Below are 12,755 nucleotides of genomic sequence, written 5' to 3'. Positions count from 1 at the left end.
CCGCATTTTTTATTGGTTCGGCTTTAGGCTTTTTCTATGTCGCGCGGCATATCATTTGCTAATTCGTGAGGCAGGCGCACCTCTTCTTCTGATAAACCCGCGAGAGGGTTGTTGTAGGTCTCTAAGTTTAAGTCCCCCTCAGACTTAGCAACTGCAACGGTCACCATGCTATCTCCGGTAATATTCACTGCGGTTCTAACCATGTCTAATAAGCGGTCAACGCCAATGATTAAGGCGATCCCTTCTACCGGCAGTCCTACTTGCTGTAACACCATGGCGAGAGTAATCAGGCCGACGCCGGGGACTCCTGCAGTACCTACCGAAGCTAAGGTTGCGGTCACAATCACCAGCATGAAATCACCAGCACTTAAATCGATACTGTAAACTGTTGCAATAAAGATGGTTGCCACGCCCTGCATAATAGAGGTGCCATCCATGTTAATCGTTGCACCTAAAGGAATGGTGAAGGAAGCGGTTGAGTTACGTACGCCCAACTTATGGGTTGCGGTTTCCATGGTGACTGGAATAGTCGCATTTGAAGATGCGGTACTAAACGCAAATACAATGGCTTCCCGCATTTTTTTGATAAACAAAAACGGATTTAAACCGGTTAGCACTTTAAGGAGTACTGGATAGATCACCAATGAGTGAAGCAGCAGCACAACTAATACCACCATAAAGTAACTCATGAGGCTAGCAATTGCGCTAAAGCCTATCTCGAAGAACAATTTGGCTAGTAGGGCAAATACGCCATAGGGCGCTAAGTTCATCAGGATCGTGACTAATTTCATAATCACGACATTTAAATCTTCAAAATGGCTCGCAATACGCTTACCGGATTCGCCGGAAATCGCGATAGCGACCCCAAATAACAATGCAAACACAATGATTTGCAACATGTTGCCCTTTGCCATAGAGGCAATTGGATTATTCGGAAACATGTCGATGATCACCTGGCTTAGGCTCGGCGCTTGTTTGGCATGAAAAGCGGCATCGCTTACCATTTCTAGACCTGAACCAGGGCGTACTAATAGAGCCACGCCCATCGCTAAAGAAATGGCGATGGCGGTAGTGGCTAAATAAAGCAGCACCGTTTTGCCACCTAATCGTCCAAGACGCGCGGTGTCTTTCATGGAGGCAACACCACACACCAACGAGACAAAGACCAAGGGAACCACTAACATTTTTAAGCTGGCAACAAATATAGAGCCCGTAATGTTGAGGATCCCATCCACGATATAGCTTTTTACAAAGGTCGATTCAGCAAAAAAAGTTTGCAAGAACACACCAAGCGCGATGCCGGTAATCATCCCAATTAATATCTTATGAGTCAGACTTAATTTAGAGGTATTCATCATTTCTTTTCTCTATTTTTATGCAGGATTTTGGCCTGTATATAGCTTTAAGTTTGGCGCATAGTACCACAGGTTATAAGAAAATCCATTTTAGCTGCTTAATCCTATAGGTTGATTGGTTTATTTAACTGCCAATGATGTTTGTTGGTGAGTGGAAGTGCGCTGAAAGAAAATAACGAGATAGTAAATTTTGCTTATTTTTTTTGATTTTTCCCTTGAAAAGAAAAATGACGCCCCCAACTTATGATCCAACAAAGAATATTAGTAATAAACAGAATTTGGAGAACACCACCATGGGTCGAATTATTGGTATCGATTTGGGAACCACTAACTCTTGTGTTGCAATTTTAGATGGCGATACCCCTAAAGTTATTGAAAATGCCGAAGGCGATCGTACTACGCCGTCGATCATTGCTTATACCGAAGATGGCGAGACTCTTGTTGGTCAGCCAGCGAAACGTCAGGCAGTCACTAACCCTAAAAATACTTTATTTGCGATTAAACGCTTAATTGGTCGTCGTTTTACTGATGAAGAAGTACAACGTGATATCAAAATTATGCCTTTTGCAATTACTGAAGCAGACAATGGTGATGCATGGGTAGAGGCTAAAGGTGACAAAAAAGCGCCGCCACAAATTTCTGCAGAAGTTTTGAAAAAAATGAAAAAAACTGCCGAAGATTACCTTGGTGAAGCAGTTACTGAAGCCGTGATTACGGTTCCTGCATACTTCAACGATTCACAGCGCCAAGCGACTAAAGATGCTGGCCGAATCGCTGGTCTAGACGTTAAACGTATTATTAACGAACCAACGGCAGCGGCATTTGCTTACGGTGTGAATAACTCTAAAGGCGACAATGTTGTTGCGGTATACGATTTAGGTGGTGGTACTTTCGATATCTCTATCATCGAAATTGATGAAGTAGATGGCGAAAAAACCTTCGAAGTATTAGCGACCAATGGTGATACTCACCTTGGGGGTGAAGATTTTGATAACCGTTTGATCAACTACTTAGTTGATGAGTTTAAGAAAGATCAAGGTTTTGACTTGAAGCAAGACCCACTAGCGATGCAACGCTTAAAAGAAGCGGCAGAGAAAGCTAAATGTGAATTGTCTTCAGCACAACAAACTGATGTTAACTTACCATACATCACTGCTGACGCTTCGGGTCCTAAACACCTGAATATCAAAGTGACTCGCTCTAAGTTAGAATCTTTGGTTGAAGAATTAGTACAACGTTCACTAGAGCCACTACGAATTGCTTTGAAAGATGCGGATCTTTCAGTTGGCGATATTAACGATGTTATCTTGGTTGGCGGTCAAACTCGCATGCCAATGGTACAAAAAGCGGTTACTGAGTTCTTTGGTCAAGAACCTCGTAAAGACGTTAACCCTGATGAAGCGGTAGCGATGGGTGCAGCGATTCAAGGTGCGGTATTGTCTGGTGATAAAACCGACGTATTGCTACTTGACGTGACGCCTCTATCTTTAGGGATTGAAACCATGGGTGGCGTAATGACGCGTGTTGTTGAGAAAAACACCACCATCCCAACCAAAGGGTCACAGGTATTCTCAACTGCAGATGATAATCAAAGCGCAGTAACTGTACACGTGATTCAAGGTGAGCGTAAGCGCGCCGCAGATAACAAATCTCTAGGCCAATTCAACTTAGAAGGTATTCGCCCTGCACAACGTGGTGTACCACAAATTGAAGTGACTTTTGATTTGGATGCCGATGGTATCTTACACGTATCAGCGAAAGATAAAGATACGGGCAAAGAGCAAAAAATCACCATTCAAGCCTCTTCTGGCTTATCTGATGATGAAATCAGTAAAATGGTGAATGATGCAGAAGCTAACGCTGAAGAAGATAAAAAATTCGAAGAGTTAGTACAGGCTCGTAACCAAGCTGATGCTTTAGTTCACGGTACTCGTAAACAAGTAGAAGAAGCGGGCGAAGCGCTTCCTGCTGATGATAAAGAGAAGATCGAAGCAGCTATCGAAGAGTTAGAGACCGCGCGTAAAGGTGAAGATAAAGCCGAAATCGAAGCGAAGACTCAAGCGCTGATCGAAGCCTCTCAAAAACTAATGGAAGTTGCTCAGCAACAAGCACAAGCGAATGCGGGTGCTGCAGATGCTGAACCAACTGCCGAGACTCAAGATGATGTTGTGGACGCCGAATTTGAAGAAGTAAAAGACGATAAGAAGTAATTCTTAAGTCTGATTCAAATGAACACAATAACGGGCGTTGTGCGAGCAACGCCCGTATCTCTATCATCTATCACAGCCAATACTTGCGGTAGCCAGAAAGTAGAACACCAACTATGTCAAAACGCGATTATTACGAAGTTCTTGGTCTAGGCAAAGATGCCACTGAACGAGACATTAAAAAAGCCTACAAACGTTTGGCGATGAAATTCCACCCTGACCGCACTAAGGGGGATAAAGCTTCTGAAGAAAAATTTAAAGAAGTGAAAGAAGCCTACGAAGTGCTTAGCAATGCCAATAAAAAAGAGGCCTATGATCATTATGGTCATGCAGGGGTTGATCCAAACCGTGGTGCAGGTGGCTTTGGCGGCGGACAAGGTGATTTTGGCGACGCATTTGGTGATATCTTTGGTGATATCTTTGGTGGCGGTCGGGCCGGTGGTGGACGTCGTCAACCGCAACGTGGCTCAGATTTACGTTACAACTTAGAGTTAAGTTTAGAACAAGCCGTTAAAGGTATTAAGAAAGAGATTAAGGTGCCAACCTTAGTTCACTGTGAACAGTGTAACGGGAGTGGTGCGAAGAAAGGTTCTCAGCCAAAAACCTGTGGTACTTGTCATGGTCAGGGCCAGGTGCAAATGCGCCAAGGTTTTTTTGCGGTGCAACAAGCCTGTCCAACCTGTAAAGGTAAAGGTTCGATTATTTCTGACCCATGCCATAAGTGTCATGGCGAAGGTCGTTATGAGCGCTCTAAAACTTTGTCGGTTAGTATTCCTGCAGGCGTTGATACAGGTGACCGAGTTCGTTTATCCGGTGAAGGTGAAGCGGGCGAAAATGGTGCCCCAGCGGGTGACTTGTATGTTCAAGTTCATGTGAAAGAACACCCTATTTTCCAACGTGAGCAAAATAACCTCTATTGTGAAGTTCCTATTAGCTTTACCCTAGCAGCTCTCGGTGGAGAAATAGAGGTTCCAACTTTAGACGGTCGCGTGAGCTTAAAAGTGCCGAACGAAACGCAAAGCGGACGGATGTTCAGAATGCGTGGTAAAGGTGTGAAGTCGGTTCGTGGTGGTCCAATTGGAGACTTGATCTGTAAGGTGATAGTTGAGACGCCAGTGAAGCTTAATGAGACTCAAAAACAATTGCTTCGAGATCTTGAAGATAGCTGTGGAGGCTCTGCCAGCAGTAAACATAAGCCTAAGGCTGAAGGCTTTTTTGATGGGGTAAAAAAGTTCTTTGATGACCTCACTAGCTAACGAGTTATAGATGAATAAGCGGCGATAGCCGCTTTTTTTATGTCTTCATTTTAGGGCTCGGAATTCTTAAATCGAATACTCAGGCGATATTGGTCTATGTTATGATTTTGGCAAAGGGTGCTTTGTGTGGCGAGGGCGGCGACTAGAGAATACTTATTATAGCGAGTCGAGGACACGACTTGTGGTTAATGGCAGAGTCCCCCCTTTTGTTCGTGACCAGAGCAATGGCTTTAGTGGCTTGGTCTTATCGTTGGCTCAAATGGTGGACTAGACTGAGGATATTGATATCTGGGTGGCTTGCTGCACTGTCAAATATGGAATTATTTCATGAATAAATCGCTTAAATTGGGGCTGTTAACCAGCTCATTGTTAGTTTTACTTAGCTGCTCTTCCTCGCCAACAGGGCGAAAGCGGGTATTACTTTATGATGACTCGGAAATGAGTTCATTGGGAGCCCAATCTTTTGATGAGATCAAAAAACAAGAGAAAATCTTTCACGATCCGGCGACCAATGCCTATGTGAGTTGCGTGGCGAATGCCGTGACCGCAGAGATCCCAGGTGACTATGGTCAACAACAATGGGAAGTTGTGGTCTTCGATTCAGAACAAGTGAACGCTTTCGCTTTACCAGGAGGGCACATTGGTGTTTACACGGGCTTAATTGAGCTTGCTGAAACACCGGATCAATTGGCGACAGTGATCGGCCATGAAATTTCTCACGTTTTAGCTGAACATAGTAATGAGCGCTTATCTCGCGGACAAATTGTTGGTGTTGGAACAGCGGTTGCTGCGGTGGCTATTGGGGTGAGTGACAGCATCGATAATAAAGGCTTGGCGATGGCGGCTCTTGGCTTAGGCGTACAATATGGGGTGATGTTGCCCTATGGCCGAACTCAAGAGAGCGAAGCCGATTTGATGGGTTTAGATTTAATGGCGAGCGCTGGTTTTGACCCAAAGGCTAGCGTGACTTTGTGGCAGAACATGGCGAAAGCTGGCGGAGCTTCGGTTCCTGAATTTCTTTCTACTCATCCCTCAAATACGACCCGAATTGGTGATTTAGAAACTCGGCTCCCGCGGGCGGAACAATTGACTAAGCAAGCTCTTGCGCAAGGGAAAAATCCGCAGTGCGTTCGGCCTGCTAAGCCTAGCTGAACGAATGAAAATCCAGTTAGCACAGGCTGCCGATGCTGCCGCTATTTGTTTGGTGCAGCGGCGAAGTTGGCAACACGTTTATGACCATCAGTTGATAGAAAATATGTTGCAGGCTTTACCGGTCTCATTACATCAACGGTTGTGGATGCAGCGTATAGCCTCAACAGATTGTAGTACATGGACAGTGAATACCCCGCTTGTTTCAGGTTTGTTGATGTTAGAGCAAGTGGATCAGGAGCTCGAACTTGCGGCACTGTATCTGGACCCCGATGCGATTGGTCAGGGGTGGGGAAGGCTGTTGTTCGAGCATGCCTGCCATGAAGTAAATTCTAAAGCACTATATTGTTGGGTGATGGAAGACAACCACCATGCGCAAGGGTTTTACCAACACCTCGGTTTTGAATTTAGTGATGAGCGACGAGAATTTAATTTTTGTGGTAGTCATTTTATTCAAAAAAAGGCGCAATTAGTCCGCTAATCGCGGTTTTTATAGTAACTTTATGTTAACCTTTGTGGTTTTTAGCAAGTAGATTTAAGAGAGCAAATGAGCGATAAATATCAAGGCGCTGCTGCGCAAGCAAGTTATGGCTACGGCCTACAAATTGGTGAGCAAATTGGGCGTGCCGCATTCGATGGTTTAGAAGTAAACGCTATGCTAGATGGGATCCGTGACGTCATGCAAGGTGCGGAGCCGCAAGTTGAAGAGGCTTTAATTGCCGCAGCATTCCAAGAAATCACCAAAGAAATCGAAGCCAAGAAAGCCGAGCAACATAAAGATGCAATGGCAGAAGGCGAAAATTTCTTAATGGAAAATGGCCAACGCCCAGAAATCAATAAAACCGAAACTGGCCTTCAATATGAAGTCTTGGTTGAAGGTGATGGTGAAACGCCGAGCGCAAGCAGTAAAGTACAAGTTCATTATGAAGGTACTTTAATTTCTGGTGAAGTGTTCGACAGCTCGGTAAAACGAGGCCAACCTGCAGAGTTTCCTGTGAATGGTGTTATTAAAGGTTGGACTGAAGCCCTACAGCGCATGAAAGTGGGTGATAAGTGGAAGCTATATATCCCGCAAGAACTTGCCTATGGCTCTCAAGGTGCTGGCGCAGCCATCCCTCCTTTTGCAGCTTTGGTATTTGAAGTTGAGTTATTAGCCATTCTTGGTTAATCGCACCTTTTGTTGATAAACCGGCTTTATGGCCGGTTTTTTTGTGCCAGCGATCCCGGCGCAATAGGAATGGCTTGCGTGGCATCTTGCGATGTTTGGTATTTGCTTGACCCACTGTTTATATCAATCTAACTCATTATCAGTTGATTCTTATTGGACTACATCATCGCTCACTGCGTTATGCATCTTGTAATTTTGGCCGTTAGTTACGGCACTTACTGCCTCGTTAGCGGCAGATTTATTCTGCGCAATAAGTTGATTATATAGTGAATCAGATTGGTATTAGATTTGCTGTTACTGTTGATTTTGGGGGAGAAGATTACTCTTCGTGGCTTTAGCTGAGGTGTTTTCAAATCATTGCGAAGCCTCGTTTTATCTTATCTGCTTTGCTATAGTCGACTCCAAATTGCGGTCGCAGAGTCTGATTCGAAAAGGAGAGTTAAAATGTCGCAAGTGAGAGTAGCGATTGTTGGATGCAATGGACGAATGGGGAAAAATTTACTGGAGGCTGTGAATCATAGTGATGCTGCGATCTTGGGGGCCGCAACAGAACGACCCGGTTCCAGTTTAATTGGGGTTGATGTGGGTGACTTAGCGGGTTTTGGCAAGCTGAATATAGCGATTGTCGAGAATTTGGAACGAGTGAAAGATGACATCGATGTGATTATTGATTTTACCGCCCCAGCCGTTACCTTATCTCATGTTGAATGGGCTCGGGCTAACCACAAAAAGATGGTGATTGGCACCACTGGTTTTAGCGATGAACAAAAACAACAGCTAGAAGAAGCGGCCGACGATATTGCCATTATGTTTGCGCCGAATATGAGTGTTGGTGTGAACTTAGTCTTTAAGTTGTTGGAAATCGCAGCCCAAGTGATGGGAGATTACACCGACATTGAAATCATCGAAGGTCACCATCGACATAAAGTAGATGCGCCTTCGGGAACGGCTTTAGGAATGGGTGAGGTGATTGCTGACACCTTGGGCAGAGACCTGAAAAAAGTAGCCGTTTACGGTCGAGAAGGGATCACTGGCGAGCGTGATCGAGAGACGATTGGTTTTGCAACCATTCGTGCTGGAGATTTAGTGGGAGAACATACCGTGATGTTTGCCGATATTGGTGAGCGAGTTGAAATAACTCATAAAGCATCTAGTCGAATGACCTTCGCCAATGGCGCTGTAAGGGCTGCAGTGTGGTTACAAGATAAACCGTCGGGATTGTTTAATATGCGTGATGTATTAAATTTAAACGATTAAGGTTTTCTTATTGGATTTTAGAACGCCGCTTTGCGGCGTTTTTTTTTGGAGCTGAATTTAACTATCGATATAATATACTAAAATGATATTTGAAAGCGTTATCAAAGAATGTTTTGAAACCGTTTTCAAGAATTATGTGCTTGATCGGCCTCACAAAGGTTATAAAAAATACAGGTGACTTACGCTGTGTTACATAAAGTTACGCTGAAGTCACAGTCCTTTTTTTGTTGAAATTCTACCTTATTGTCATCTCGTCCAATGGAAGGCGAGAACCAAAAAAATCTAAACAGAGTTGTTGAAGATTGGATTAGCAATGAGGAAAGGAAGGTTAACATGGACATAAAAATAACGAAGCTAGCAAAGCTCACCATGCCATTTATTGCGGCAGTAGCAATGATGGGTTGTGGGAGTAGTGATGATTCGAGTGGTTCAGGTAATAGTGGAGTGATTGATGGGCTGTACTCTGCCGCTGAAAATGAAGTCGTTATCTATTATAAGCGCGATGATGCACAGGCAAAGGTTAATGAATCAGCCTATGCAGGTTGGGGGCTGCATTTGTGGAATGGTGAGGGCTGTACCAGTACTGATTTGGAAGCGATGGGTGTCGCCGAAGCGGGAACGGATTGGTCTTCACCTTATCTTGCTACGGGTATTAGTGAAACTTACGGTGCCTATTATGTATTAAAAGTTGATCCCGATGCTAATGACCCATATCAGTGTATGAATTTTATTCTGCATAATGGAGATGACAAGGCATTTGGAAGTGCAAATTCAAAAGTAGAATTAACAAAATTGGGTGAGTCTCAAGGTTTATTCGGTTTTCATGGCAGTAGCGAGATTTTCTATGCGCCGATTGCCGAACGCCCGGTGGCAATTGATGGTGCTAAAGCGCACTGGGTGGATGCAAAAACCATCGCCTGGGAATCTGTTGGTAGCGCGAGTTCTTTAGAGCTACGCTATGATCTTGAAAATAAAATCGCAATGGATCCAGAAACCAAAGAAGTTAGCGGTGGTACCGCAGTTACTTTGAGTGAAGGAACCTTGAGTGATGCAGTTAAAAAGCGTTTTCCACATTTAGCGAGTTTAGCCGCGGCCAGTATTGACGTTGATGATGCAACGCTTAAAACTATTTTGAAGAGCCAAATTGTGGTGGTGGCAAAAAATGCCGAAGGGAAAGCGACCGCAGCCACTCAAGTGCAAAAAGCGGGGGTGATTGACGCTGTGTTTGTACAGGGTGACAAAGGTGCTCTGTCGGAAGAGCTCGGTGCTATTGTGAGCGATGATGGTGTGACCTTTAAGGTGTGGGCACCTACGGCGCAAAATCTAAAACTGTATCTGTATGACGACCAACTCAAGGCTTTTGGTCAGCCTGTTGTGATGACTCAAGCTGCAAACGGCGTGTGGTCGGCTCAGCAATCGGACGTCGTTGGTAAATACTATCGCTATGAAGTGACGGTTTATCATCCTACAACCAGTAACATTGAAACGCGTATGGTGACCGACCCTTACTCCTTAAGTTTGTCGGCTAATTCCGCTTATTCTCAAGTGGTTGATTTAGAGTCTACGGATTTAAAACCAACGGGTTGGGACAGTGATGAAGTACCCAAGCTAGCCAAAGATATTGACCATGTACTCTATGAATCTCATCTGCGTGATTTTAGCGCCAGTGATAGTCTTGGTACCAAGGCATACAATGGTAAGTACTTAGCTTTGACGGAAGCTGAACGGGATTCGGTAGTTCATCTTAAAGAGTTGCAACAAGCTGGATTAACCACCTTACATATTATGCCTGCCTTTGATATTGCAACAGTAGATGAAGACCCCGATAAGGTGGTGAACATCACCGATACTGTGGCTAAGCTATGTGACTTAAAACCCAGTGCTCAAGTTTGTGAGACTGCCGATAAAGGCAAAGTTATTGAAGATCTATTAGATTCTTACGACCCAACCACGGGTGACGCACAAGCACTGATGGGAGATTTACGTGCTTTAGATAGTTTTAACTGGGGTTATGACCCTTATCATTACACCGTGCCTGAAGGTAGTTACGCAACAGATGCAGAAGGCACGACTCGGATCAAAGAGTTCCGAGAAATGGTGAAGGCAACTCACGATATGGGACTGCAGGTTGTTATGGACGTAGTGTATAACCATACCAATGCTTCGGGAGTAGAGGATAAGTCGGTACTCGATAAAATTGTCCCCGGATACTATCATCGTCGAAATCCTAATACTGGCGATGTGGAAACCTCAACCTGTTGTGACAACACTGCTACCGAAAATCTGATGATGGGTAAACTCATGACCGACTCATTAGTGACTTGGGCTAAAGAGTATAAAATTGATGGTTTCCGTTTTGATTTGATGGGGCATCAGCCGAAAGATTTAATGGTTGATTCTTTGGCTGCAGTTAGAAAAGTGGATGATGATACTTATTTCTATGGGGAAGGTTGGGACTTCGGTGAAGTCTCTAATAATGCTCGTTTCGAGCAATCAACCCAATGGAATATGGCCGGCACTGGTATTGGTACCTTCTCCGATCGTTTACGCGACGCGGTACGTGGGGGGAGTCCATTTGATAGTGGTGATGGCATTCGTAAAACTCAAGGCTTTGGTAATGCGGACACGCTGAACGATCTCAATTCCGATGCGGATAGCTTCCGTGCTGATGCACTCCACAATCAAGACTTAATTCGTTTGGGAATGGCTGGCAACTTACAGAAATTTGTGTTGTTGGATGCAGAGGGGAATACCAAGCGCGGTGAAGATGTCGATTATAACGGCGCAAAAGCGGGTTATACACTGAGTCCTTCGGAAAATATCTCCTATGTTTCTAAGCACGATAACCAAACGCTTTGGGATAACAATGCCTATAAAGCGACCACTGGAACTTCTCCCGCGGATCGTGCCCGGATGCAAACGGTGAGTTTATCGACGGTGATGTTAGGTCAAGGGATCCCATTTATTCACATGGGATCTGAATTACTGCGTTCTAAGTCGATGCAACGAGATAGTTATGATTCGGGTGATTGGTTTAACCGAGTCGACTTCTCAGGTCAAAGCAATAACTGGAATGTAGGCCTACCGAGAGCCGATAAAGATGAGGCAAACTGGGACTTAATCAAGAAGATTATCGCCGACCAGACGACGCAAGTTAAGCCTGCTGATATCGCATTAACTAAAGAGCAGTTCCTTGAGTTATTAAAAATACGCTCAGGGAGTGAACTATTTAGATTGAAAGATGCGGATGCGGTTAAAGCGAGGGTTGATTTCCGCAACGTTGGTAAAGAACAGGTGCAAGGCCTGATCGTGATGTCGATTGATGATGGCACGAGTGCTGGCTCAGACTTGGATGCAAACAATGATGCGATTGTTGTGGTACTGAATGCTACAGATGAGGAGCAAAGCTTTGAAATAGCGGGTGCTAGCGGTTTTGAGTTACACCCCGTTCAGAAAAATTCTGCTGATGATGTTGTGCAAGGCGCAAGTTTCGCTAACGCAAGCTTTACTGTGCCAGCACGCACCACCGCGGTATTTGTACAACCGCAAGATGGCGCGCAAGGTGCCGGTTTACCAGTGAATACCAGTAATAAAGACTTAACCACAATACCGCCATTTAACCAGACCGTTTATGTGAAAGGTAGTATGAATGACTGGGCCGATAACGATGACTATGCCATGACCTTTAAAGGGGATGGCATCTATGAGTTGACGGTTAGTTTGAATGCCAATGATGGTTATGAGTTTAAGTTTGCTGATTCATCTTGGTCGAGCCCAAATATTGGCTGTGATTGGGCGACTCAGGCCGAAACTTCAATTAGTTTAGGTGATGCGGAAAACTGTAAATTGCCAGTAAGCGAAGACGGTCTGTATAAGTTCACTTTAGATGCGAAATATGTACAAACTGACAGTGAGGATGATAAAGCGATTGTTTCAGTAACAAAATCTGAGCAAAGCTTAACTCCAACTTATAGCTCCGATATTTTCTTGCGCGGAACCATTACCACTTGGGATACGCCTGCAGAGGATTCAAGTGCCAAATTTGCTTACACTGCTACTAATGCTTATCGTTTGACCTTGGACCTTACGGTTGGAGATTACGAGATGAAGATTGCAGATGCAGCGTGGACCGCAGCTGTTAATTTTGGGGCAGATACTAGCGTCGCTCTAGACTCACCAGTGACTTTAGATGGCGGCAGCGCAAGTGCCAATATGAAGTTCTCGGTTACGGAAGCGGGGAGTTATACTTTCACACTTAATACCGCTAATGCGGATGCACCAGTGTTAACTGTGAGCCAATAACAAAATTTCTTAAACTGATTAATTGCCGACCCTTAAGGTCGGCTTTTTTATGCGCAATAAA

8 protein-coding genes are annotated in these 12,755 nt (G+C 44.5%); 7 read left to right on the top strand and 1 reads right to left on the bottom strand.

Annotation, left to right across the window (positions count from 1 at the left end):
* Window positions 1-23: 23 nt before the first annotated feature.
* Window positions 24-1,358, bottom strand: coding sequence for a dicarboxylate/amino acid:cation symporter (locus ACRRS1_RS16250; RefSeq protein ID WP_432452160.1), 1,335 nt, complete (start codon window positions 1,356-1,358; stop codon window positions 24-26).
* Window positions 1,359-1,648: 290 nt separating this feature from the next.
* On the opposite strand from ACRRS1_RS16250, the gene dnaK reads away from it, so the two are divergent.
* The 7 genes from dnaK to pulA all read left to right on the top strand — a co-directional run bounded on the left by dnaK (window position 1,649) and on the right by pulA (window position 12,694).
* Window positions 1,649-3,565: a molecular chaperone DnaK gene (gene dnaK / locus ACRRS1_RS16245; RefSeq protein WP_432467385.1), complete on the top strand. Its 1,917-nt coding sequence runs from the start codon at window positions 1,649-1,651 to the stop codon at window positions 3,563-3,565.
* A gap of 113 nt (window positions 3,566-3,678) precedes the next feature.
* Window positions 3,679-4,818 (top strand): molecular chaperone DnaJ, encoded by a 1,140-nt coding sequence (gene dnaJ, locus ACRRS1_RS16240; RefSeq protein WP_432467386.1) that lies wholly within the window; start codon window positions 3,679-3,681, stop codon window positions 4,816-4,818.
* A 327-nt stretch (window positions 4,819-5,145) separates the two neighbouring features.
* Window positions 5,146-5,970 (top strand): M48 family metallopeptidase, encoded by an 825-nt coding sequence (locus ACRRS1_RS16235; protein ID WP_432452163.1) that lies wholly within the window; start codon window positions 5,146-5,148, stop codon window positions 5,968-5,970.
* A gap of 4 nt (window positions 5,971-5,974) precedes the next feature.
* The gene (locus ACRRS1_RS16230; RefSeq protein WP_432467388.1) at window positions 5,975-6,448 is read left to right on the top strand and encodes a GNAT family N-acetyltransferase; all 474 of its coding nucleotides are present in this window, start codon (window positions 5,975-5,977) and stop codon (window positions 6,446-6,448) included.
* 66 nt (window positions 6,449-6,514) lie between these two features.
* Complete coding sequence (locus ACRRS1_RS16225; RefSeq protein ID WP_432452165.1) at window positions 6,515-7,135, top strand: FKBP-type peptidyl-prolyl cis-trans isomerase; 621 nt, start codon at window positions 6,515-6,517, stop codon at window positions 7,133-7,135.
* Between the two features lie 444 nt (window positions 7,136-7,579).
* On the top strand, window positions 7,580-8,392 hold the full coding sequence (dapB, locus tag ACRRS1_RS16220) for a 4-hydroxy-tetrahydrodipicolinate reductase (protein WP_432467389.1): 813 nt from the start codon (window positions 7,580-7,582) through the stop codon (window positions 8,390-8,392).
* A 333-nt stretch (window positions 8,393-8,725) separates the two neighbouring features.
* The gene (gene pulA / locus ACRRS1_RS16215) at window positions 8,726-12,694 is read left to right on the top strand and encodes a pullulanase-type alpha-1,6-glucosidase (protein WP_432467390.1); all 3,969 of its coding nucleotides are present in this window, start codon (window positions 8,726-8,728) and stop codon (window positions 12,692-12,694) included.
* Window positions 12,695-12,755: the final 61 nt, after the last annotated feature.

Origin of the sequence: Agarivorans sp. Z349TD_8 (assembly GCF_050870825.2) — a bacterium.
Lineage (GTDB): Bacteria > Pseudomonadota > Gammaproteobacteria > Enterobacterales > Celerinatantimonadaceae > Agarivorans.
The sequence above is the reverse complement of the archived record's forward strand: the minus strand, read 5'-3'. Positions and strand labels throughout refer to the sequence as shown.